The organism is Pirellulales bacterium (genome assembly GCA_033762255.1).
Taxonomy (GTDB): Bacteria; Planctomycetota; Planctomycetia; order Pirellulales; family JALHPA01; genus JANRLT01.
In genome coordinates this window covers 288,468-314,050 of the sequence record JANRLT010000021.1, presented here as the reverse complement: position 1 = coordinate 314,050, position 25,583 = coordinate 288,468, and the positions used below count along the sequence as shown (strand labels likewise).

General features: G+C 54.4%; 13 protein-coding genes and 1 tRNA gene. 7 read left to right on the top strand and 7 right to left on the bottom strand.

The window, feature by feature from the left end:
- Positions 1-175: 175 nt before the first annotated feature.
- Together mutS and fliG are read right to left on the bottom strand one after the other, a co-directional pair.
- Positions 176-2,782 (bottom strand): DNA mismatch repair protein MutS, encoded by a 2,607-nt coding sequence (gene mutS / locus SFX18_06835; protein ID MDX1962849.1) that lies wholly within the window; start codon positions 2,780-2,782, stop codon positions 176-178.
- Between the two features lie 62 nt (positions 2,783-2,844).
- Positions 2,845-3,837 carry a flagellar motor switch protein FliG gene (fliG, locus tag SFX18_06830; protein ID MDX1962848.1) on the bottom strand — a complete coding sequence of 331 codons (993 nt, stop codon included), beginning with the start codon at positions 3,835-3,837 and terminating at the stop codon, positions 2,845-2,847.
- A 682-nt stretch (positions 3,838-4,519) separates the two neighbouring features.
- On the opposite strand from fliG, the gene SFX18_06825 reads away from it, so the two are divergent.
- Both SFX18_06825 and SFX18_06820 read left to right on the top strand, forming a co-directional pair.
- Entirely contained in the window at positions 4,520-10,360 is a 5,841-nt protein-coding gene (locus SFX18_06825) for a PA14 domain-containing protein (protein ID MDX1962847.1), read from the top strand.
- 411 nt (positions 10,361-10,771) lie between these two features.
- Positions 10,772-11,431 carry a hypothetical protein gene (locus SFX18_06820; GenBank protein ID MDX1962846.1) on the top strand — a complete coding sequence of 220 codons (660 nt, stop codon included), beginning with the start codon at positions 10,772-10,774 and terminating at the stop codon, positions 11,429-11,431.
- Between the two features lie 144 nt (positions 11,432-11,575).
- Here SFX18_06820 and SFX18_06815 read toward each other — a convergent pair whose 3' ends face one another.
- Positions 11,576-12,001, bottom strand: coding sequence for a Dabb family protein (locus SFX18_06815; GenBank protein MDX1962845.1), 426 nt, complete (start codon positions 11,999-12,001; stop codon positions 11,576-11,578).
- Positions 12,002-12,182: 181 nt separating this feature from the next.
- Complete coding sequence (gene ftsH / locus SFX18_06810; GenBank protein ID MDX1962844.1) at positions 12,183-14,498, bottom strand: ATP-dependent zinc metalloprotease FtsH; 2,316 nt, start codon at positions 14,496-14,498, stop codon at positions 12,183-12,185.
- A 465-nt stretch (positions 14,499-14,963) separates the two neighbouring features.
- On the opposite strand from ftsH, the gene SFX18_06805 reads away from it, so the two are divergent.
- The 3 genes from SFX18_06805 to SFX18_06795 all read left to right on the top strand — a co-directional run bounded on the left by SFX18_06805 (position 14,964) and on the right by SFX18_06795 (position 19,953).
- Positions 14,964-17,024 (top strand): trypsin-like peptidase domain-containing protein, encoded by a 2,061-nt coding sequence (locus SFX18_06805; GenBank protein ID MDX1962843.1) that lies wholly within the window; start codon positions 14,964-14,966, stop codon positions 17,022-17,024.
- Positions 17,025-17,396: 372 nt separating this feature from the next.
- Positions 17,397-17,861 carry a MarR family transcriptional regulator gene (locus SFX18_06800; protein MDX1962842.1) on the top strand — a complete coding sequence of 155 codons (465 nt, stop codon included), beginning with the start codon at positions 17,397-17,399 and terminating at the stop codon, positions 17,859-17,861.
- Positions 17,862-17,871: 10 nt separating this feature from the next.
- A complete protein-coding gene (locus tag SFX18_06795; GenBank protein MDX1962841.1) occupies positions 17,872-19,953 on the top strand; it encodes an alpha/beta hydrolase-fold protein in 2,082 nt (693 codons plus the stop codon).
- 400 nt (positions 19,954-20,353) lie between these two features.
- Here the strand turns inward: SFX18_06795 and SFX18_06790 are convergent.
- Positions 20,354-20,426, bottom strand: a tRNA-Ala gene (locus SFX18_06790).
- A gap of 38 nt (positions 20,427-20,464) precedes the next feature.
- Positions 20,465-21,604, bottom strand: coding sequence for an alpha/beta fold hydrolase (locus tag SFX18_06785; GenBank protein MDX1962840.1), 1,140 nt, complete (start codon positions 21,602-21,604; stop codon positions 20,465-20,467).
- 463 nt (positions 21,605-22,067) lie between these two features.
- Here SFX18_06785 and SFX18_06780 point away from each other — a divergent pair, with 463 nt between their 5' ends.
- Positions 22,068-23,027 (top strand): hypothetical protein, encoded by a 960-nt coding sequence (locus tag SFX18_06780; GenBank protein MDX1962839.1) that lies wholly within the window; start codon positions 22,068-22,070, stop codon positions 23,025-23,027.
- Positions 23,028-23,243: 216 nt separating this feature from the next.
- Complete coding sequence (ilvB, locus tag SFX18_06775; protein ID MDX1962838.1) at positions 23,244-25,010, top strand: biosynthetic-type acetolactate synthase large subunit; 1,767 nt, start codon at positions 23,244-23,246, stop codon at positions 25,008-25,010.
- Between the two features lie 229 nt (positions 25,011-25,239).
- Here the strand turns inward: ilvB and SFX18_06770 are convergent, their stop codons facing one another.
- Entirely contained in the window at positions 25,240-25,575 is a 336-nt protein-coding gene (locus tag SFX18_06770) for a hypothetical protein (protein ID MDX1962837.1), read from the bottom strand.
- Positions 25,576-25,583: the final 8 nt, after the last annotated feature.

Genomic DNA, 25,583 nt, shown 5'->3' with positions numbered 1-25,583 from the left:
CGGCCCGTTGGCCCTTGCTATTTCTTTTATCCATGAACCTAGGGCGACGCTCCGCTTGCCCTAGGCTGGGATCGGTTGGGCCTGTGACCCACAAGCTTAGGGCTCGTCACCCATTACCTACTTTTACCCACTAAATCTCTAAACCGGTTTGTGATGATAATCAAATACTCTCTCCCTAAACCCGTCCCTTCCACTCCTCCAGCAGCTTCAGTGCTTGGAGCGGTGTTAAGTCGTTAACACTCAATTTTCGTAGTTCCTCCAGGACGGGATGCTCCGGCGCTTCAAACAGCAGCATTTGCCATTCCCCGCTTCGTTTGTTTTTTCCCTGGATGACGCGGCGTTGGCTGGCGGGTTTGCCATCCAAATGCTGCGACTCTAGTTGCTCTAGAATTTCCTTGGCGCGGTTGTTGACTTCCGGCGGGATCCCCGCCAACCGCGCCACATGAATGCCATAGCTTTTGTCCGCAGCGCCGGGGACGATCTGGTGCAAAAACACCACCTGTTCCCGCCATTCCCGCACGGCCACGTTGAGGTTTTTTACGCCAGAAAGCGTCTTGGCCAGATCGGTCAATTCATGGTAATGCGTGGCAAATAGCGTCCGGCAGCCCACCCGGTCATGCAGGTATTCGGTCACCGCCCAGGCCAAGGACACGCCGTCATACGTACTGGTGCCGCGGCCAATTTCGTCCAGAATGACCAGGCTGCGAGGCGTGGCGGTGTTGAGGATTCTGGCCGTTTCGGTCATTTCGACCATAAAGGTGCTTTGACCGCGGGCCAGTTCGTCGCTGGCGCCGACGCGGGCAAAAATCCGATCCGCCACGCCAATGGTGGCGCTTTTTGCCGGAACAAAGCTGCCAATTTGCGCTAAAAGCGTCATGAGCGCCACTTGGCGAATGTACGTGCTTTTACCCGCCATGTTGGGGCCAGTGATCAATAAAATCCGCCCCTCATTCCCGCCGCAAGAGACATCGTTGGGGACATACGTTCCCGCCGCGGCCAGGGCATCCACCACCGGGTGTCGCCCGGCCGAAATCTCTAATACCGGCTCGGCCACGATCCGCGGTCGGCAATAATTCCGCGCGCAGGCCAGGTCGGCCAGTGCCGCCAGCGCGTCCAATTGCGCCAGCGCGCCCGCCGTGCTCCGCAGTAGCCCGGCCTGTCCCGCGACGTCGTCCCGCAACTGGCAAAAAAGCTCATATTCCAACTGCTGGGCCTGGTCTTCGGCCGTTAAGACCCGTTCCTCGTATTCCTTTAATTCCGGCGTAATGTAACGCTCGGCGTTTTTGACGGTTTGTTTGCGAATGTAATTGGCCGGAATTTTTTGCGCGTGGGTGTTAGTGATTTCAATGAAATAGCCAAAGACTTTATTGAAGCCGACTTTGAGGCTGGGGATGCCCGTGCGGGCTGTTTCCGCCGCTTGAAAGTTGGCGATCCATTGTTTGCCGCCGCTGGCCAGATCGCGTAATTGGTCCAGCTTGACCGAGAATCCCGGCTGAATAATGCCCCCTTCCTTCAGCGCGAGGGGGGCGGGATCGACCAAGGCTGATTCCAGTCGAGACCGTAATTCGGGAAAAAGCTGAATCGCCGACTCTAGTTCATTGAGAAGGGGGGCGGCCCGTTCTGACAAGCGGGCTTTCACACCCGGTAATAGCGATAACGCCTTGGCTATTCCACCCACATCACGCGGAGTGCAGCGTCCCGTGGCCACTCGGGCTAAAAGCCGTTCCAGGTCCTTTAGCTCTTGCAGGTCGGCCCGGACCGCATCGCGCAAACGCGGGTCCCCCCGCAATTCGGCCACGGCATTCAGCCGCTGCTCGATCGCGGCCACCTCGGTCAGGGGGGCGGCCACCCATTCCGCCAATAACCGCGCTCCCATGGGGTTTTGTGTCCGGTCCAGAATCGCCAACAGGGTCCCTTCGCGGCGGCCATCGCGCAAGGTGCGGGTTAATTCCAGCGAACGGCGAGTGGCTTCGTCAATTTCCAGCGTTTGGCCCGGTTGATGACGGATCAGCCGATCCAGTTGGGGAAGCGTGGCTTTTTGGGTTTCGCGCAAATACAACATGACCGCCCCCGCCGCGCAAATCGCTGGCTGGTCGGTTTCTTCCCCAAAGCCAAATCCCTCCAGTGTATGAATGCCAAATTGCTGCAATAACGCTTCTTTGGCGGATGCCAAACTAAAAATCCAGCCTGGTCGGGTGGTGATTGCCATTTTTCCCGGGCCGGGGTCGGCACTCGTCGCAAAAGGGCACGGCAGTCCTTCCGGCCAGAGGCATTCGACGGGATCAATTCGCGCGAGCTCGTCCGCCAGTTTTGCCGCCGGGCATTGTCCCGCCCAAAAGCGCCCGGTCGAAAGTTCGACCCAGGCCACGCCGGCAAGTTGGTCGTTTTTTCCGGGTGCGACCGCGGCTAAATAATTATTGGCCCGCGGGTCGAGCAGGGCGTCATCGGTCAAGGTGCCGGGGGTCACGATCCGCACGACTTCCCGTTGGACAATTCCCTTGGCCGCGGCGGGATCTTCCACTTGTTCGCAGACCGCCACGCGCAGGCCCCGGGCGATCAGTTTGGCCAGATAACTTTCGAGCTGGTGATAGGGAAAACCGGCCATCGGCACTGGATTTTCGCCTTTGTCGCGGCTGGTGAGCGTCAGATTGAGGATGGTCGCCGCGGTGCGGGCGTCCTCGTGAAATAGCTCGTAAAAATCACCCATGCGAAACAACAACAGCGCATCCGGACAGGACGCCTTGGCCTGTTGGTACTGTTGCATCATGGGGGAAAGATTCATGCGGCCAATGCTAGCAAACCAAGGCCCCCCTGCAAAGCGGACGCGGCCGTCGACCCTATGGCTTAGACGATCATTTGTTCTTCTTCTTCGCTGCTTTGAATGACCAACTCGCCGGAATCCTGCAAACGACGGATCACATCGACAATTTGTTGCTGCACCTGCTCCACGGCGGAGAGCTTGACCGGACCCAAATATTCCATTTCCTCGCGTAAGGTATCCGCGGCTCTCGTGGACAAATTGCCCAGGATTTTTTCCTTGAGCGATTCGCTTGCCCCTTTGAGGGCCATCGCCCATTGGCTGGTTTCGACGTTCTTGAGGACGGTTTGGATGTCTTTATTGTTAAACTTGTTGATATCGTCAAAGACAAACATCAGGCGGCGAATTTCCTCGACTAAATCGGGGTTTTCTTGCGCCAGATTTTCCAACAAGCTGCGTTCGGTAGCGCGGTCGATGACGTTCAAAATCTCCGCCACGGTCTGCACGCCTCCCGCCTTTTCAAAGCTCTGGCTCATCACGCCGGAAATGCGATATTCCAATCCCTTTTCCACTTCATTGATGATTTCGGGATTTGTCTGGCCCATGGTCGCGATCCGCCGCACCACCGCCAACTGGCGTTCGCTGGGCAATCCGGCCACGATATCGGCGGATTGTTGGGGAGACAGGTGCGAGACAATCAGGGCGATGGTTTGCGGGTGCTCATCGGTGATAAAGGTGAGCAGATTTTGGCTATCGACATTTTTCAAAAAGCCAAAGGGGACCGCCTCGATCGATTGGCGGACATTATCCAGCGTGCTGGTGGCGTTTTTTCCCAAAGCCTTTTCCACCAGCGACTTAGCTAAATCCAGGCCCCCCGAACCGGCGATCGAACTGGTGCTATTATTGGCAAATTCATTGATCGCGTTGTCTTGTTCGTCGCTGCTTACCGCCCCCAGCCGTGCGATTTCGATCGAAACCGCTTCCACCTCTTTGGGCGTAAATTTTGACATGATTTTGCCCGCGTCGTCCTGGGGGAGCGACATTAGCAAGATCGCGGCTTTCCGGATGGAATTGGCCATAAAGAAAAAAATTGAAAAAAGGCTTTCGAAGGATTAAGACAAAGCTAAAAGAAGGCGCGCGACGGGTCGTTGGGGAAAGAGGCTGCGCATAATGTCGGCATTTATCGTGGTAAACTTTGCCAGCAAAAGGGTTTAGAATCAAAGGAACGAGGTGGCTGATGAGGAGAAAGGTCATGCAGGACCGCGACGGGTCAAATTGTTAAAATCGTATAAAAAGTGGAAAAATATCGAAAATAAGGGGGGCTTATGGTGCAAAAAGGAATCAAAACGTGGCGAAATGTTAGTTCTGCGCAAGCTTCTTGTCAGAAATCGACAGTGGGAGTTGTATGGATTGAGTATTGATGAAGGCTACTGGCCGCAAAGAATATCAATTGAATTGACGCATTAACTCATAAATTTGCTGAAAGTAATGGTTCTTTAACAGAATTTTCGTTAAAACCGTCTTTTTTTGATAATTCACTAACCAAATCGTAGACAAACCGGCACAGTTGATGTTATTGGTATACGAATGATTCCAGATTCTTCTGGAACGAAATCGTTCTGATTTTGTTTTTTAGAGGGGGTGGGTCCGGGGGGACCCAAAGCGCACGTTTTATCCAAACAACCTGGATTAACGCGCGCGTGTTTGGAAGAGTTCACTTACTACTCGGTTCTGCGTTCATCTTTTCGTTGGGGGAACATCATGTCGAAGCGTTCGAAGTTAAGTAAGATCATCTCGCTCTTTGCCATTGCTGGCATGGGAGCAACCGCGGCCACGGCGGCGGATTCGGTATGGATTGGGGGTACCAGTGATTTTGGTTCAGCCTCTAACTGGTCCGCTGGCGTTCCTGGCGCTCCTGACAAGGCGACCTTCAACAACACCGCTACTGGTTTTAGCGTGGATTTGACCTCGGGTCCCTTTACCATCAACCAGTTGGAGTTCGCCGGTCCCGCGACCACTGGTTTTACGCTGAGCAATGGTTCCTTGACGACAGGTTCCATTCAACAGCTTGGCAGCTTTTCTGGTGATCGTGCCAACACGATTTCCTCCCAAGTCACCTCTTTCGGCCCATCCGCCATCTCCAGCGGTGTGCTGAGTCTCACCAACACCCAGTTGGGCGCTAGCGCTAACAATTTTGCCGGGGCCAGCATCGCCGTGAACGCCGGCGGTACCCTCCGTGCAAGTGGCGCAGGTGCGAACGTTTCTAACTCGGTTGGTGGCGCCACGATCAATCTGGCTGGCGGTACTTTTATCGCCGACATCGCCAGCAGCTTGACAATCGCCGGTCAACTCAGCCATGAGTATTACAACTATGACGTCGGTGGCCGTACCGCTTATGGTCCCCGGTTCAGCGCCGGTACCAGCAACGGTATCATCGGTTTTGACACCTACGAAGGCCTCTTGGCCCTGCGCGACCGCATGGGCGATCCCGAAACCGCTTTGGCCTCGACCGAAGCCCTCGACTTCCCCAATGGCGGCGGGTTTACCACCTTGGACGACAGCGGCGGAAATCCGTTCCCCAGCGCTACGACGCTGAATGCCGATGAACATGTGGCCGGTTTCTTTGGCAACTTGAACATCACGACTCCCGGTACTTACACCTTCCAAACCGCTGGTGACGACGGTTCGGTGATCTTTATCGACGGCGTCAAGGTTGTCGACAATAACAGCTACCAGGGGATCAATGATCCCGCTGGTCCGACCAACCAAGCCCTGCGTACCGGCACGATCAACCTGTCGGCAGGTCAACACCAGATCGCCATCGGCTTTTATGAAAAAGGTGGTGGATCGGGTTTTGTCGCTGGCTGGAATGGTCCGGACACCGGCAATGTGCTGGAAGTGATTGATCCTGTGGCTCGTTCGGCTAACTTCTCCGCCATTGTGCCTGAAGATAGCGACGACTTCACCAGCAACAACATCTCCGTGAGCGGCGGCACCGCCTCCACGATTTTGTCGGTTGCCGATACGGATGTTGACTACGGCGCATTGACCATCAACAACTCCCAGTTGAACACCAATGGCGGCAAGGCGAACTTTGCCGGCACCACCATCACCGGCACCGCCACGATTAACAACACCACCGGCGCTAGCACTGGCGTGTTGAGCAAATCCGGTGGCGTGGCCACGCTGGTCAAGACCGGCCCAGGCACGCTGGAAATCACCAACACTTCCTCCGCCTCGAACCTGACCGCAGGTGACACCGTTCAACTGAACGGTGGCGTGACCAAGGTTGTAAAGAACTCCACGGTCAGCACCATCGGCGGCGCGGCTGTGAATCTGGCTGGCGGTACGGTGGTCTTTGAAAACACCGCCCCGATTGTCGGCGGTTCGCTCCAAGCCCGGTTCTTTGACCGCGGTAACTTCAACGAAGGCGGCACCCAATGGCCCGACACGGTCGAAGGGATGCGCTTTATTGAGACTCGGTTGGCCGACGTCTCCCGCAATGCGACTGGCGCGATTGACTTTACCGATGGGTTGGGCAATTGCTGCAACGGTGATGGTAAGGTCAGCCAGTTCTTTTATGGCGCCGACACGGGTGACTTTGGCGTGATTTACACCGGTTACTTTACCACCAGTGTGACCACCGGGACCGCCCTGGCCCATGAATTTGCCACCCTGGATAACGATGATAGCGTTTCGTTATGGATTGACCTGAATAACAACGGGACCTTTGATCGGATCGACGGTGACAACGACGGTGTCTTCACGACCCCCGGTGTCGACGTTGACGAATTGATCGACAACGACCGTTGCTGCAACCAGGACGATATTTCCTCGATCTCTCTGGATGCCGGTACCTACAAGATCGCCCTGGCGGTTAATGACAGCGGCGGCGGCGGCAGCTACCACTTCCAATTTGGCAACACCCACGAAGGTGGCACTACCGGCACAATCAATCCCGGCGCGACACCGGCTCAGTTTGGCCAGCGGGGTGTGATGGATCTGACCAATACGCCGATCACGGTCTCTGGTCCTGGCTCGGCCATCCGCGTGGAAGGTGCCGGGGCTAACTTTGGCGCCTTGACCCTGCAAAACACCGGTGTCTTGACGGTTGATACCGCCGCCACCTCGTTCAGCAGCATCTCGGTGGACGGAAATGTCGGTTTGAACACCGTCAGCGTGATCACTCCTCCACTAAGCGGTATTTCGGCGACTCCCGGCTCGGTCCTGAGCAAGGGGGGTGGTGGCGTGTTGGATCTATCCAACACCGCGATGACCCCGCTCTCTAGCAACCTCACGCTGAAACTGGACGCCGGTGTGACCCGCGCCACGACCAATGTCGCCGGTACGGTCAATACCCTGGGTGGTTCGACGCTGCAAATCAATGGCGGTCGTTTGGAATTGAACATTTCCGACGCTGCGGTTGGCAATGTCTCGAATGCCTTGCGTGCCCGGTTGTACCGTAGCACCACTGATGTGATTGACGATGCGTCCGGCGCTGGCATTAACAACCTGCTGGCCACCGGAGTTTCGGTTAATAACCGCAACCTAGTTGGTACCGCCAACTTTACCGATGGTGCTGGTAACTGCTGCAGCGGCGACGTCGATGTGGACGGTTTCCACGGCATCAATACCGGCGATACCTACACCCAGGTGTTGTCCGGCAAGATCAACATTAGTGCCTCTGAATTGGCCACTGATTTCAACTTTGGTGTGTTCGACGGTGACGACCAAATGGCCGTCTGGGTTGACTTGAACCAGAACAACACCTACGAAACGGGTGAAATGATCACCAGCGCGGGTTGCTGCAACAACGACGTGCAGGCCACAATCAACGGAAGCGCCTTTACTGCTGGAGCGGGTGCATACAACATCGCCCTGGTCACGCGTGACACAGGTGGTGGTGGTAGCCAACGCTTCTTGTTTAGCACCGGTACTGGCACCGCTTTGGAAACGATTCAGCCGAACAAGCCCAGCCAGGCAGGTCGCTTTAGCACGACCGAAGGCTTCCAAAGCACGCTGAACTTTGGCACAAACGTCCTGGTTGGCGCTGGTACGCAGCGGTTGTTCAATGGCGATTTGGCGGCAGCCAATCTTACCGGGACCTTTACCCTGCAGGATGGCGCTCGTCTGGTCAATAACCTGCCAACCACCTACAGCAACATTGCTGTCTCCACGGGTGTCGGCACTGTCATTGGCGAAGATCCAACCGTTGCCAACGAAACCACCGTGGTTAACGCCAACATCGCCGCTGGGACAACGCTGGCGTTTGAATCCCCCAACAACATCAACGAGGTCAACCCCACCACTTATACCATTACTGGTACTGTGGCTGGATCTGGTACCCTCCGTCCGTCGGGTGATAACTCCGCGAATGCCACCACGGTGTCATTGACCAACAATGGCGTCATGTTCTCGGGCGCTGCCAGCGCCAATGTGCAGCAAGGCGCCACGTTGAACTTCAATCCGGGAACCGGCAACACCGGCACCGGTGCGACCATGACTGGCGGTACTCTTCAGGGTAACTTGAACTTTAGCAGCGGAACGACCAACCTGCCGAGCGCGGTGTTTAATCAACCCACCGCGCCAACGGTGGAAAACGGCGTGCTACTCGAAGCGTTGCTCTTGGGTGGCTTTGACACCACCACGCCGCTCACCGGCAGCTTCCGGAATGAACGGATGCGTTACGGCAATGAATACGGCAGTGGCGAGGGTGGAACCGTCACCCAAGCCGAATTTATCGCTGGTTTCTGGCGCGATAATCAACTGGTGGGTTACAAGGGTCAGATCTTTATCCCGGACAACGCCGCCGATATCAACCTCAATCCGAATTCGACCAACCTGACGACTTCGGACGGTTTGGGATCGGTTGCCTTTGGCGAGAACTTTGACGACGATGTCTACATTCGTCTGGGTGGTGTTGATCGCTATCGCAACACCCAGTGGGATGACAACGGTTCGACCGGTGAAATCATCCTGCCGGTCGGTTGGACCGACATCGAAGTTCGCTTCCATGAAGGTGGCGGCGGCGCTGGTCCTTCCAATAACTCTGGTTGGTCCAACAATCCGGGTGGAGACCTCGCTCCCGGCTTCGGTATCGATCTGGACGGCAGCGACGGGTTTGACGATTTGTCTACCAACATGGATGATCCATTCCAGAACGGCAATAACAGCGGTACCCAATCGCAGTATGTCCGTCCGGTGCATGGATTCAGCCAAAATGGCAACCAAATCCAGTTCCGTTATGTCACTGATCCCGCCAATCTGGGTAACGTGAATGTCAGCAATGGGGCAACCGGCAATGTCAACGCCATCACCAACATGTGGAACGTCAATCTGAGTGGCGCTGGCACGTTGGGGACCACCGGCGCGAGCAACAGCCGGGCGATCAATGCGACTGGCACCGGTGGCACGCTCAACAATGCTGGTGCTTATAACACCGCTGTTGTGAGTGTGGCCGACGGGTCTTCCTTTACCAAGTCTGGTGCTGGCACGCTCAGCATTGGAGCCCAGTCCTTGGGGAATGGCACCTTTACCGGGAATTACAGCCTGGGTAATAATGCCACCGCCAGCTTTAACGGCGGCACCACCAACATCACCATCAATGCTGCCGACGCCCGTTCCATCGGGACCGGCACCACGGTGAATGTGGGTGGTACGCTGAATGTCGCTGGTAGCCAAACGGTCTTGTCGGCTGGCGCCAACAAGTCCAAGGTTGTCATGACCAGCAGCGGCGTGCTGAACGTCAACCATAACGACACCGCTGGCCGCGTGGTCGGTACGGGTGCCGGATTTGGCACCGCCGCCGGTACGGTGAATGTTGCGGCCCAACAGACCTTTAATGTCGATGGGTTGCGCGTTAATAAGCTGTCGTTGGCAGCCGGTAACGCGACCAACTTTACCCGGGTGAATGTCGCTACGAATGATGGTGGTTCCGCTGGCTTGGTGGTGATTAATAACACCGCCGCTGATGCCGCGGGCCTGGTCATGGGGAACGAATCCTACCTGGATTTGAACGACAATGACTTGGTGTTGTACCATAACGATTCCGTTAACAGCCCGAATCCGATTGCCGCGGTTACTGCCCTGGTGGATAACTACTACAGCTTCGGCTCGGCTCCTGGTAACGGCGTCCCGATGATCGGCAGCACCGCGGTGGATAACTCCAGCGGTACCCGCGTCATCATCCCCGTGGACAACCTCAACAGCCAATTCGGCGATGTTGGCAATCCGTTCTACGACCTCACCCTGGGTGACTCGGGTATGGGGACCGGATTTAACCAAGTGATCGTCCGCTTTACCTATCCGGGTGACTATAACCTGGACGGCAAGGTTGACGGTTCGGACTACGTCGTGGTTGACTCCAACCAAGGTGCCACTTCCGCCGGGTTGACCAGCGGCTGGACCCTGGGTGACGGTGACTTCGACGGTGTGGTGACCTCTGCTGACTACCTGCCCATCGACTCGTTCTTTGGATCCGGTGTCGGCAATCCGCTGAGCAATCCGGTTGTCACCGCGATTCCCGAACCCAGCACCTGGGTCCTCGGTTCGCTGGCCGCGATCGGCTTGGGCGTGATGGGTCTGCGTCGCCGCCAAAAGTAGTATCATCAAAATGATCCAGGACTTTGCGGGTGGCTAGCCATCCGCAAAGAACCTGGAAGTTTGATTTGTCCCAACAAAAGAGGTCCTCCCTTGTGGTGGACCTCTTTTTTTGTTTTGTCAGGCTTCCAGAAATACCGATTTTAACGCAGTGGCGGATAAACCCTGTTATTCATACGATCGACCGTTAGGAATCCCTGTCCCCCCGGCATGACGGCTATCGCTTTCAAAAATAGCCGCGGGTTTGTGGCCAATTGTAGAAGTGTCTGGACCCCCTCTTCCAGTTAGCCGGCCCCGGATTGATTGTGGGCAACTCGCCCTTGCCCATGGGGAGCTTGATCAATGCTACGCTATTTCCGCCGTCAAATTCCTTGGTTTGCTGGATGTCTATTGCTAATTTTTACGATGGCTCCGGTGCCAGCCACCGCCCAAAACTTTCACTATCGCGGCCAACGCGTGCATTTTGCCGGCGAAGAACCGATGATCGCCGCGTTGTATGCCATTAATCGGGCCGCAAATCATCCTTTAGCCAGCGAGGGGCATGTGCGTGCCGCGCGGGCAGAGCTGCGCGTGGCGCTGCGGCATGTTTGTGATCCCCGGGCCGCATCCGCTTTGCATGGGGCCGTGGAAAGTATCCAGGCATTCTGTGCCACGGGGAATCGCGGGGAACTGCAATCAGCCTTTGTGCTGGTCCAGCAGGGCTTGGCCATCGAGCAGCAGCACCGGTTGGCGGAAAGAAATTGGCAACGGGCGGAACGCCGCCACGCGGGACCCGGCGTGGGACATTTTCCCCCGGTCGCCCCCCCTTGGACAACCGGTTATCCCCCCGCGCGGGATTTTGAACCGCCGGGGAATTTTGGGCAACCACGCCTCGATCACTGGCAAGATGGGCATGGGCAATGGACAGACGGGCACGTCACTTTTACCCCTGGAGCAAGCGGTTTTGGCCGCCAATTCAACGAGCCCGCCCCAGCTTGGGGTTTCGGGGGATACAACCCTGATGGCGGTCCACAGGGGGGACTCACCCTGCAACGGGGGGGATTTTCGGTAACGATCCCCTTGCGCGGGCGATAAATCCCGCTTAGGTAACCATGTCGATATGACATTTACCAGATTGCCGGGCAAACCGCGGGCAATAAAAAAACCAGCCTGGGATCACCCCAGGCTGGTTTGAGTTTTTAATCATTTGCCGCTGGCGGCAAAATCCCCACTTGAAAATTACTGCAGCACCGAATCGAACACCCGCACTTTTTTCCACAGGTTTTTGCTGTTGGTAATGAATTCTTGGTGGCGGGGATGGTCCTGGTACACATCGTGCGCCGCATTGTCTTTAAATACCAGATGCAACGCGACATCATATTCGCGGTCATTCACTTCGCGTTTGTAATCGGACAACGTCCCCACGCTAAAGTACACCACTCCTTCATGCTGATCCAGGTATTTTTTGCAATTTGCCACCAGTTGATCGCGGTTGGCGGGGGTGGATTCGGCCAGGGTAAAATAGACCATGTGGGCCAGCGGCTTTCCCGCGGGCGCGGTTTTTTCATCTGCCATTGCCAGGGATGCTCCACTAAAGCGAAGAATTGCCGCAATCACGGCCACACAGCCGCAACCAATGATACCAACACGAAGCGGGGCGCGCATCAACAACTCCTCAATGTGTAAAGAGTAAGAAAATCCAACATCCTCGCCGCCCCAAAAATTTGCTGGTGACGGCGAATGCCTCTTTAGCCTAGCCGGAGAAATGATGACTGGCAAGATGCCGGTCTGCGCGAGTAAAGATTACCGGGACAAAATGGGAAACGAGGGCTGTTCGCCGCTATATTTAGTTTCCTCCCGTGACCACCGTAACCGGAATCGGCGGAAGTTCGCCCAGGGGATCGGCCTGGCCATTTTGGCTGGCGGCTTTGGCATTGGCCGAGGGACCAATAAGGGCCGCGATCTCTACATCGTCCAGGACCTCTCGTTTTTCCAGTTCGCGGGTCAGTGTTTCCAGTTTATCCCTGTGCATGCTGAGCATTTGGCGGGCGCGGTTGTCCGCCTCGTGCAGGATGCGCGAGACTTCCTCATCGATCAGTTGAGCCGTGTGATCGCTAAATTCCCGCTGTTCCACGATTTCCTTACCCAAAAAAGGATGCTCTTCGCTAGTGCGAAAGGCCACCGGCCCGACCCGTTCGCTCATGCCCCAGTGGGCGACCATGCGGCGGGCAAGTTTGGTCCCTTGCATCAGGTCGTTTTCAGCTCCCGCGCTAAACTCGTTATAAATGATTTTCTCGGCCGCCCGCCCCCCTAGGATAAACACCAACCGGTTCATGAGGTCCGATTGGCCGATATTGAGACGGTCTTCCTCGGGTAACAACTGTGTCACGCCCAGGGCGCGGCCGCGGGGGACGATGGTGACCTTGTGCACGCGATCCACGCCAGGCAACAGCCACGCCAAAAGCGCGTGCCCCGCCTCGTGGTATGCGGTCATGGTTTTTTCCTTGCCGGATAAAATTTCTTCGCGTTTGGGCCCCATCAGCACTTTATCGCGGGCATATTCAAAATCGCTCATATCAACCTGGGATTTGCCGTTTCGCGTCGCCCACAGGGCGGCTTCATTCACCAGATTGCGGATATCAGCGCCGGTCAGGCCGACGGTTCCCGCGGCCAGGCGATCAAGGTCCACACTGGGTGCCAGCGGGACATCGCGCGAATGTACCTTAAACATGGCCTTGCGGGCTTTGACGTTGGGACGGTCGACTGTAATGTGCCGGTCAAACCGCCCCGGACGCAACAGCGCGGGATCTAGCACGTCGGGTCGATTGGTAGCCGCGATCACGATGACCGACTCATTTTGGCTAAAGCCGTCCATCTCGCTCAAAATTTGGTTGAGCGTCTGTTCACGCTCGTCATTTCCGCCCCCCAGGCCCGCGCCCCGGTGACGGCCAACGGCGTCGATTTCGTCGATGAACAAAATCGCGGGAGAGGCTTCCTTGGCCGTGCGAAACAGATCCCGCACCCGGCTGGCCCCCACGCCAACAAACATTTGGATAAATTCCGACCCGCTGACCGAGAAAAACGGCACTCCGGCTTCGCCGGCGACAGCGCGGGCGAGCAGGGTTTTACCGGTGCCAGGGGGTCCAAACAGCAAAATTCCCTTGGGGATTCGACCCCCCAGACGGGCGAATTTTTGCGGATTTTTAAGGAATTCCACCACTTCCTGCAGGTCATTTTTGACCCCTTCTAGCCCCGCCACATCGGCAAAAGTGACCGGTTTGGCCTGGGTGTCATATCTTTTGGCGGGACTGCGGGTAAATCCCCCCAGGATGCCTCCCCCCATCATTTGGTCGCGCATGCGGGACATCAGGTACCACAAGCCGCCAAACAGCAAGAGCGGCACTAGCAAATAAGCAACCAAAAACAATCCCGTCCCATCATTGGGGGTCATGCCAATGACTTTGACATTGTGGGACAACAGCTCGCGATCAAGATCCTCGCCCATGACCGGAATCAGCTTTACCTCAAAGGTGAGGGAGTCTTTTGCGGCACGTGAAGAGTCCTTGGCGGAGGTTTTTGGCGTATTGGCTAGGGATTTTGAGGGAGGGGATGATGTTTCAGCCGTGGGGAGGGAATTTTTTGCGGGGGGAGCCACTTCTGTAGCAGCGGGGGGAGCTTCCGGGGTAGGGGTGGTCTCTGTTGATGGAGGGGGGGAGTTTTTGTCGGATTGTTCGACGGATTTAGCGGGTTCAGCGCCGGTTTTGGCTGAAATTTGGGAGTCCGTTTTTTCCCCGGTCGGGGGGGTGGTCGATTTGCCAGGAGAACTGTCGCCAGCTGTGGGTTTAGAGGAGTCCTCCCGGATGATATTGCTAAAGAACGCGGACCACGAAATTGGTTCGATATTGGGAGGTGTCTGGCGAAATTTGCCGCGCATCAAAAACGCCGATTCGAACTGCACTTCCGATATATTGCCCCGCCGCAATTCCGTACGAAACTGGTCATAACTTATCTGGTAGCGGGGCGCGGGATTGACCGAGATCAAAAACACCAAAAACGTGATCGACAAAAATAAAAACACGACCGTCAGCACAGCCATGGCTTGGCGTTGCGGCGGGGGAGGAGTGGGTTTGCCCGGGGAAGGATTTGATGGGGATTGTTCCATGTCAAGAAACTGGTATGTCTACGAACGGGTGACTCAGCGGGTAATGAACACAAGTGGACGAACGAACCGCGGGGAACTCAACAAGAGTCAGCACGGGGAAATGTTAAAATTCTTGCAACCTCTTTTAGTTAAACAAGTTGCGGCTATAAAGAATCATAGGTCCGAAGTTGCCAGAAATAAAGAGTAGAAATTTCAGGATTTTCACGGTTCGCGGTAAATCCCTCTCCGTTACAGGCAATAAACTGTCAAGCCGCGGCGGCGTTCTTTGGGGAATTGTGTTAATTTGGCAAATTCAAAAAACTAGTTTGGATTGGTTTGATTTTGTGCCTCAAGGTCGTCTATCATAAAGCTACGACACGACATGGGAGTTTTTTCGATGGCTGCCTCCGCGTTAATCTTGTTTGCCGTATGCCACGACGGCGTGGCCGTAATTTGTCAAATAAACTTTCTTTGACAGGTGATTCTATGCAGCTCGGGGCCTATTTGCGTTACGTTGCCGTTTGGGGCATTGTTTGCTGGCAACTCTGGGCCAGTGCGGTCGTCCTGGCTGAAAACTCCGCCAAGGACGTTTTTGACAAGGTCAACCACGGCATCGTTTTTCTTAAGTGCGAGGATGGCTTTGGGTCGGGGATGGTTTTAGATAAAACCGGGCTGATCCTGACCAATAAGCACGTCGTTTCTTCTCCGCTCCCTTACGAGGCGGAATTAGATGTCAAAGTCAACGGCGAATATATGACCGTCACCTTTAAAAAAGTAAAAATCATCGCTTTTCATCCCAAGTTTGACATGGCCCTGGTGCGGATCGATCCGCAGGAACATCCGGGAACTCTTTCGCCCATCAAATTAGCCAAGGAAAAACAAGCGACGGGGATTGATGTGATTGCCATCGGTAACCCCGGCGGCGGGGGAGATACCAGTTTGGTCAAATCAATCACTGATGGACTATTAAGCGGCGTGGATCGCGAAATTGACGGAGTCAAATATTATCAAACCAGTGCTCCTATCAACCCGGGTAATTCCGGTGGGCCGCTCTTTAACATGCAGGGGGAAGTGATCGGTATGAATACCCTCAAGAGCCGCAACGAAGGGCAGGGTTTCGCGCTTCCCTTATATGATCTGGACACGGAAAAATTTATCACCCCGTCGCAGTTGCGCCCGGATAAGGAGAAAGAAGAAAAGCTTATTGAACGCTCGGACCGCCTGCTGGAGGCAATGCAACGCATCAAAGGCGAAATGGACGATTCCGATCCGCGCTTTCGAATAATAATGATTAATATCCTCGAACAATACTCCGACATCATCAGTGACGACGGCAAATACAGCCCCGCCATTAACTACCGTTATGGTAAGTTTCTACGCACGCTAGGGAATTTGGAGTTTGTCACGACTCCCTTTTATGATAAAGCAATCTTGCATCTGGCAAATTCCATCGTCCTAGACCCCTGGGGGGCGGATAGTCTGGACGCCCATCGCGAGTTGGGCATGGCCTATTCCAAAGCTGGCAAGAGCGAAGACGCGCGGAAGGCCTGGCACGAGGGGATTGCCAAATTTCCTGAAAAGGCGGCTCCATTTTGGGATGCCCTGGCGATTGCCTGGTATAAGGAAAAAGATTTCTTGGAAGCGGCCAAGGCGGCCAAATTTGCCGTCAAGGTCGGCAGCGGAAAATACTCTCCTAACCGGTTGACGGAGATGCAAAAGTTGCTGGTCCGTTGTGAAAAGGAGCTTTCCGACAAACATGCCGAGCAACTAAAAACCGCGACCGAGGCCTTTGCCAGTGAACTGGAAAAGTCGACCAAGCTGGCCGCGGAAAAAGAAAAAGCCAAAAAGCCCGCGGTGACCAGCGATTTTGAAAAACTGGTCGAAAAATTCATTCCCAATGAGAGCGAGACCAAGCCCGATCTCAAGATCCGCATTGACGATAGCAATACCGTGGAAAGTAAGCCCGCGAAAACCACGTCCAGCAACACCGTGACTAAAAACATCGCGGCGGCAAGTTTGGATTTGACGATTCCGGCGGGTTCGGTGGATCTGTTATCCGGAATAAAACTCGACCAGGATGCGGTCAATGGCAAGTGGAAAATGGACAATAAAACCCTGGTCACGCCCATTAGCGCCAACGCCATCTTCAAATTTCCGGCGAATATACCCGCGCAATATGACTTAACCCTCATTGTGGAACGTAAGGCGAGCGACAAGGAATTTATCGTGGGCTTTGCGCGGGGGGGGCACCAATCGATATTGTATGTGGATCAGGACAATCTTAGCGGTTTGGATACCACGGATCGTCGCGGTAGCCATCGGGGCGCGGTGCTGGTGCTGGACACGCCGATCACCCTGACGCTCAAGGTGCGTACGGCGGGGTTGCAGGTATTGGCCGACAAGCAAGAAATCTTTCGCAAGCTAAGCAAAGAGGCTTTTCCGGTCGTGCCCGAAGCTTGGGACCCGGCGGAAAAAGACACACTCTTTATCGGTAGCAACGGCAGCCGCTTTGTGATCCACAAGGCGATGTTAACGCCGGTCAAGTAGGGCATCGTCGCCTATTCATCAAGTGTAAAACTATTTCTTTAATGAAAATTCGTCGCCATGCGGATTGAAGGGATTGTTTCTGGCATAGCTGCTTTCTGAATGAACGCTTTGAGGTGGGGTGCGGCTGTTGCACAAACCGGACGTCACCCACGATTAGAGCGGCAAAAAACGTGGGCTAGCGCCCAGCGGCTGATCTGCCTATCTCGAATCTTTACCGGGACACAGCACGAGGGTTTTGCTGTTCTGCCCGGATGGCGTGAAAATTTGTCCTGCATGGGAATTTTTTTGATTTTTGTCTTGTCGTCTGGTCATTTAGTGCGTATACATACGTTTTAGGAGTTTAGTGTTACTACCGAATCACGGGAAATTTGCTTGAAGGCGAAAGACCAACTACCGCTAGAACTCCGGGCCGTTTACCTGGCGCTTCATCGGCGTTCGGATATGCATTTTGTGAAATATGGCGTTACCGCCGATCAATTTGTGCTGTTAGCGACGTTGGCGAGAGGCCATGCGCTGACACAGCGTGAATTGGCTTCGCGCATGCCGTCTGATCCCAGCACGGTACGGGCCATGTTGGTCTTGCTGGAAAAACGGGGCCTCGTCACGCGCAACACCCATCCCACGGACGCGCGCGCCAGAACGGTGGCGTTGACGCATACTGGACTGCGAAAGTATCGGCAAGTGTGGCAAGCGGGCCAATCCATTCGAGACCAAATGGTGGCTTTACTGAGCGAGGAGGAAAAAAAATATCTTGTTAAACTGTTGCGGCTTGTATCCCAATCACTCGCGGACACTCCTTTTGACAAGGTTGCCGTGAAAACCCAAAAATCAAAGTAAAGGACCATGTATGCAAAAAGGCATCTTTTTGTGCGGACTGTTGGCTTGTGCGCTTTCGTTGACTGTGGCCCAGGAACCGGGAGGTGGTTCAAATCGCGATCCTCGGTCCCCGGAAAATACCCCGCGGCGGGGCGGTCCCGGGGCATTCGGCGGACCCATCGAGCTGGGGCCCGCGGACAAGCAATTCTATGCCGATCCTCCCGAGGGTATTGTCGCCCTGCGCGACGATATCCCGCACGGCAAGTTAGAATTGATCACCTACGACTCTAAGACAGTCGGCACAAAACGCAAGATGAATGTCTACACTCCTCCCGGGTATTCCACGGATAAGAAATACCCAGTCTTGTATTTACTGCATGGAATCGGCGGTGATGAAACAGAGTGGCAGCGATTTGCCACTCCTGACAGGCTTTTTGATAACTTGATTCATGACGGCAAGGCGGTGCCTATGATCGTGGTTATGCCTAATGGCCGCGCCCAAAAGAATGATCGGGCGGAAGGGAATGTTTTTGAGTCGGCTCCGGCCTTCGCGGTTTTTGAGCGGGACTTGCTGGATGATGTCATTCCCGCTATTGAGTCGCGTTATTCCGTATTGGCGGATCGTGAGAATCGAGCTTTGGCTGGTTTATCCATGGGCGGAGGGCAGTCACTAAATATCGGCTTAAAACAGCTGGGGAGCTTTGCTTGGATTGGAGGCTTTTCATCCGCCCCAAATACACTGCCACCCGCGGAACTGATTCCCGACGCCAGCCAGACCAAGGAAAAGCTCAAACTGTTGTGGTTATCGTGCGGCAATAAAGATGGCCTGATCCGCATCAGCCAGCGATTGCAACGCCACTTGGCTCAAAATGACATTCAGCATATTTGGAATGTGGATGAGCATGGGCACGATGCTACCCACTGGCGAAATAATCTTTATCACTTTGCCCAGTTGCTATTTAATGCCGAAGCGACAAAAACCGCTTTGACCAAAGCGAATCAAACTGATGCCGCGGCGACAACCGCTCGACAGCCTGATGCCCTTCCCGCGGGGATCGTCGACGACTTTCGGCCCGCATCGACAAATCAACCAGGCCAGGAATATCCCCAAGTCAATTCCCAAGGTCGAGTTAAATTCCAAATCATCGCGCCAGACGCAAAAAGCGTCGGCGTGACATTTCGGGATAGCACGGAATTTGTAAAAGGAGAAAATGGCGCCTGGATCGGATACACCCGCCCGCTGGACGAAGGCTTTCATTACTATGCCCTAAAGATAGACGGCGCTGAAGTTCCCGACCCGCATAGCATGATGTTTTTTGGAGCGAATCGGTGGGGTAGCGGCGTGGAAGTACCCGCGCAAGATCGGGATTTTTACGCGGTAAAAAAGGTGCCGCATGGCCAAGTTCGCGAGATTTTATTTCATTCCGATAGCACAGATACGCATCGTCGGGCGTTTGTGTATACCCCGCCGGGTTATGATGATGAACCTAACCGGCGGTATCCCGTGTTATATTTGCAACACGGCTACGGCGAGAATGAGTATGGTTGGAGCCAGCAAGGCCATGCCGGTTTAATCATGGATAATCTCATCGCCGAAGAAAAGGCTCGACCGATGATCATCGTCATGACTTACGGAATGACAAATGATGTCCGTGTTGGGGGGTTGCGGAACTTTGATATTCGCCCGTTCGAAAAAGTGCTATGCGAGGAGCTAATTCCCCACATTGATACGCATTTTCGCACAATCGCCGACCAGCCCCACCGCGCGATGGCGGGTCTATCGATGGGTGGCATGGAAACGAAAACAATCACCCTAAAAAAACCGGATCTCTTTTCACACATCGGCTTGTTTAGCGGCGGCAGCATTGCCCCGGGGGACATTGATGATCTGGAAAAGTTTAAAAAAGAGAATCGGCTGGTATTTGTTAGCTATGGTAGCCATGAGCTAGGAGACGGAACCCCGCGCCGTGGCGGCGACCCAAAGGCAAATATCGATGCCTTGCAGGCCGCAGGTGTGAATGCTCATTATTATATTTCCCCCCAGACCGGCCATGAATGGCAAACTTGGCGTCGCAGCTTACGCGAATTTGCCCCTCGCTTATTTAAGGAATAAATTTCGTCCAGCCGTACTTCCTGGGTAGCCGCTGCGCGGCGACCCAGGGCTGAGTTCCGTATAACCGCGTTGCGGTAGATTCCCTCACACCGGCCCTGTCCCAGAGGAAGAGGGGGGTACCGCAACGCGCCCTGTAAATTGTCAATGCAGTGGACATAGCCCACGGGTTGGATCGCTACTAACTACCCTGGGTAAAAGGGCAAAATCCCTGAACTCCTACTCCCACGAAGTTGCGGAATCCCTTGGTAAACGGGGTAAAAACCGCACTATGATGATTTGCGATGAGTATAAGGTAGCGGCGTTTTTGCGATATTCAGTAGATTTTTAATATTACATACGGACATAAGCTAAGCACTTACGATGGCAAAGCCCTGCAACACCTTTGTCTAGGGCTAGATACTGGAGGCGATGGGAGTCGAACCCACGACCTTCGCATTGCGAACGCGACGCTCTCCCAACTGAGCTACGCCCCCCTGGAAAAAATTATTTTAACCACTGCTGCCGGGCATGTCTAGGATAGGCGGGTTAGCTCCGCTGGCCAATGCGGTCCGCAAAGGGACGGCAACTGGCGGCTCGCCCGATCCCAGGCGCATACCCAATCCACGATTCTCCAGTCCAGCCATCTGCGGTCGGGATCGACCCCTCGGCGGGCGACAAAGCCCATATGTCCCGCCCCCGCATAAATTCGCAGGTCAATCGACGACGAAAGTTGCGCGTCGGCAAAGATTTCCACGGGAATTAAGGGATCATCCGCGGCGGCGATAATCAACGTTGGTTTGCGAATGGAGGACAAAAAACGAGCAGCGCTGCACTGGGTGTAGTAATCTTCCGCCGACTCAAACCCGCTCATCGGCGCGGTATAGTATTCGTCAAAATCCTGGATTCGCCTCGGCAGACGCGCGGCATTGATGCGCATGGCATCTTCTCGGCTGGCATACAACCGGGCTATTTCCGCGCGCAGCAATTTGGCAAAGTAGCGGTCATAGTACAATTTGGGCCAGGACATGAGCGAACGTGAACAGCGGGCCAGATTGATCGGCGGACATACCGCCAGGACGCTATCCAAACCGCCGCAGGTCGTTGAGCCCACTTCGCCGGCGAGTTTGAGCGAGACATTCCCCCCCAGTGAAAAACCGATCAGTGTCAAGGGGCTGCCCGAAGAGAGTGCGGCGGCCTGCTCAATGGCGGCGATCGCATCGTCGGACCGACCGCTATGATACGGGTGCCGCGCCAAACCCACACCTGCCCCGCAGCCGCGCAAATCCAGTCGAAAGACGCGTATCCCGCGCTCATTAAGCCGTCCCGCCGTCCGAATCATGTATGAGCTTTGATAAGAACCGCTTAGCCCATGAATTAACATTGCAGTTCGGTCGCCAACCCGCCAATTTGGCGGACAGTCGTCATGCAGGACCAGTTGGTCACCGTCACAAAGCTGGACCAAATGCCGCTGCGCGCGGTAAGGAAGGGTCCAACTGGGGTAATAAACGCCCGCCAGAGTTTGCAAATGCCCCCCCCGCAGCATGCGCGAGGGTTGAAACGGGGGGAATTGACCAGAAAACTGGGTCAGCAGGGACCGCAGGTGTTGCTCGGACGCCGGAAACGGCGCTGTTGACCGTAGTGCGGGAGCATGGGTGGATAACTGCAATTCCATAAACCGACGTGGTGTACAGAAAAAAATAGAGAGCCCAACAAATCGCTAGTAAATCTAATCCAAATGTTACAGGTGGTAAAATCTGATCCTATGAATTCTGTTTTTTTCTGTCGAGAGCGGCATTCTTGATTTTTAAAGAACCTCAAGGAACGGCTTGACCTAAATTTCCCATACTACCCAGATTTTCTGAAATTGGCGGATAAATAAACCAGTTCGTATGCTCAAAAAACTAGGAAATGATCGTGCCCAGGAACTAAGGGGTGAAAGATGCGCGGCAAAAAATTGCATGATTTTTTGCCTTTGCTGTCTCTCTTTTCCCAGTTTTGCCGCTGAACCTGCAACTCAGCAAAACTTAGGTCCCGCGTGGGTGGCTAATATTCGAGTTTTGCTAGGCAGCGAAACCGTAGCAACTGCAAAGGAACTAAAATTAGACCTTGAGGACTGTTTTTCTGTTTCTGAAAATTTGACAAATTCTGCGGATTTTTTGCATGAGGCTTGGCTTGCGGGAGGAAATAAGAGTGAGGACTGGCCTCTGTTTGCCCGAGTTTATCAGGCCTGGCTGGCCCGGTGCAAAATGGAATTAGGCGAGCTGGAAACCGGGGCTACCAGGAACCTCGCTGTTCATCAGACATGGCATCGGTCGGCGAACCTATTGCTGTGGTTGCGGCGGCATGCATTGCTAAAATATGACCCCCAAGCGAGCGATTTACAAAGTCTCGTCCGCACGGGTAAATTCAACTGTCTAAGCGGCACAGTGCTGTATTTGGCCCTGGCAAACGATTTGGATATACCCGCCGTTGGTCTCTGCCGGGAAGGGCATTGCCGTGTGGCGATTATTGGTCCTTTTTGGGGGGACAATGATCCTGACGCGGCCCCCTCCACAGCGGAAATCGCGTGTTTGCCTATAGAGCCAACCGCACCTGAGAATGTGTTTTTGCGATTAGATTCCGCTTTATCCATTTTACCAGAATTGCCAAAAGTACAGACGCTATTTAGCCCAGCGAACCTAGGCTTGGATGGGGTGTCCCTTTTGCAACATTCCTCGAGTGTGCATGTGCAAAATGCATCGAAGCGCACGATGGAATTTGCCGACAGGGTGGATTGGCCCTTCGCTCCCCATCCCGCTGAACGACAAGTGACCCGGCGGGCAATTTTGGGCTTGATGTTGTACAATCGAGGGGGGGATGCCTACCAACGGGGTGACTATTGCTACGCGGCAAAGCTGTTGCTAGGCGCGTGTCAGGCGGATCCCCGGCACGACGCCGCGCGGGCCAATTTATGGGCCGCCCTGAATGCCACGGCGATCCAACTGGCCAGTCATGGTGAAGTTCGTCGCGGGAAAGCCATCTTAGGGGAGATTTTGGCGGTTGAACCGGAGCAAGCCGAAACCCGGCATAATTTATTATATTTGGAACAATTTTAAGCTAAAAACCGGGATTTCACCCGGGAAAATATCCAAGAAATGTGGGCAAATAGCCTGTTACGGTCTATGCTAAAAGCTTGGCCGGAGAATTTTGAGTTGCGGGAAATGGGATTGGCATTTATCTTCAATTGATTAGGCAAAATTGGCGGCTAAACAGTATTTTTGGTGGCGGAATCGTGTTATTTGTTTTTTCATGGGACTTTACCGAGGTTTGATGTGGCCACAGTGACTAAACCGCGTGCGGCAAATCAGTTAATCAATGGTGCGGACGTAGTGATCCAATCCCTGATCAATCAGGGAACGGATGTGATATTTGCCTATCCCGGTGGAGCGAGCATGCCGCTGCACCAGTCGTTAACGCGGTATAAAGACCAAATCCGGACCATATTGCCACGCCATGAACAGGGGGGGGCATTTGCGGCACAAGGGTACGCCCGCACGACTGGCCGACCGGGAGTCTGCATGGGGACCAGCGGCCCTGGCGCGCTCAATCTGGTCACCGCCATTGCCGATGCCAAGATGGACAGTGTCCCCTTGATTGCCTTGACCGGCCAGGTCGGCACTCCGGTTATCGGCTCGGATGCTTTTCAAGAAACCCCCATTGTGGAGGTCTGCCGCGGCATTACCAAGCATCATTATCTGGTCACGCATGTTAATGATATCGCCCGTGTCATGCGCGAGGCGTTTCATATTGCCACCACGGGCCGCCAGGGACCGGTGTTGGTTGATTTGCCCAAGAACGTCCAAATGGCGCAAATCGTTCCCGATTTTGATGTGCCGATGAATCTGCCCGGTTATAAAATTTCCGAACGTCTGGCCAAGCCGGAGCAAATCGCCCAAGCAGCCGCCGCCATTAAGCAAGCCAAACGTCCGGTGATTTATGCCGGCGGCGGGGTCATTAGCTCCGGAGCTAGCGACGCACTGCGGGAATTCGTTCGCAAAACCGGCATTCCCATCACCACCACGGTCATGGGACTTGGGGCGGTCCGGGGTGAAGGCCCCCTGTGGTTGGATATGTTGGGCATGCATGGCAGCGTTTATTCCAACTATGCCGTCGATGAATGCGATCTGCTCATCGCGCTGGGCGTGCGATTTGATGACCGCGTCACCGGCAAGAAAGAGGAATTTGCCAAAAATGCCTTTATTTTACATGTCGATATCGACCCCTCGGAACTGAATAAGAATAAGGACGCCCATATTCCGATTGTCAGTGATGTGAAGTACTTTTTGAGCGAGTTAAATAAAATTGTCGAGGCTCCAACGGGGCTGGAACCGTGGCTGGAACAAATTTCTTCTTGGAAATCGCAGGATCCATACAAGATTCCGGAAATCGACGCGATCACCCAGCAACTGGCGATTCATGAATTGTGGAAGCTGACCCGTGGCGAAAACACGATCATCAGCGTTGGCGTTGGCCAACATCAAATGTGGGCGGCGCAATTTTACAAGTTCATGGAGCCGCGGACGTGGATGTCTAGTTCGGGCCTGGGAACTATGGGCTTTGGCCTGCCGGCCGCCATGGGGGCCAAGGTCGCCCACCCCGACAAACACGTCATTGACATTGACGGGGATGGCAGCTTTTTGATGAATATCCAGGAACTAGCCACCTGCGTCTGCGAAAAGATACCCGTCAAAGTGCTGTTGCTAAATAACCAACACCTGGGCATGGTGGTGCAGTGGGAAGACCGCTTTTTTAAGGGGAATCGCGCTCATACCTATTTAGGTCCGATCGACAATCCCGAGGCCATCGGCCAAGGGCACGGCAAACCGGCCTCCGAGCGTTACCCCAACTTTGTCCAGATTGCCAAGGGTTTTGGCTGCGGTGCCCGCTATGTCAAAAAGAAATCCGAACTGGTCGATGCGCTCAAGGAGATGCTTGCCTATGATGGGCCGTATGTGTTGGATGTCGAAGTCCCGTATCAAGAGCATGTCCTGCCGATGATCCCGTCCGGCATGACCGTCCGTGACATCATCAAGGAATAATCACTGATGAAAGATCCTAGCTGACCCGTTCCGCGGGTTTAACTAGGGCCTTTTTGCTGTCGCTACAGAGCGCCTCCCCTCCATGAGACGGCAATTTAGCTTTGGGCTAAGTTAGGTATAACCTGGGCTCGCATGCTATATTCCATCCTCTAGCTTGCTAGCAGGCATAACACCCTACTTGGGCATTTGTTCACTTGGGGACATTCAGTCTGCATGCGTTCCTAATCTCTTAGGGAATAAAATCTCCAAAAATTTGCGAAAGGTTTTCGGGAATTTTGTTTCTTCGAGGCAAATTTTTAGGAACATTGCTCCCCGGGCAGAGTCTATTTATTAGTTGTTTGCTGGTTGTATTTGTAGGCGTAGGCGAATGACCGACCCGGATTGCGGATTTTTTGACTATTTTTTCCTTAAAAAAATCCGTCAGCCCGCCGCTTTTGCTTGTGTTACAATAAATTTCTGACTGTTGACGCTGGATTTGATGGTGGGGAAGGCTTTTCTCCCGCTGGGTTGTGCCGTAATCGCTGAGTACTACAGGATGATTCTGGCGGATGCTCGTTTTCACCATGCTGATTT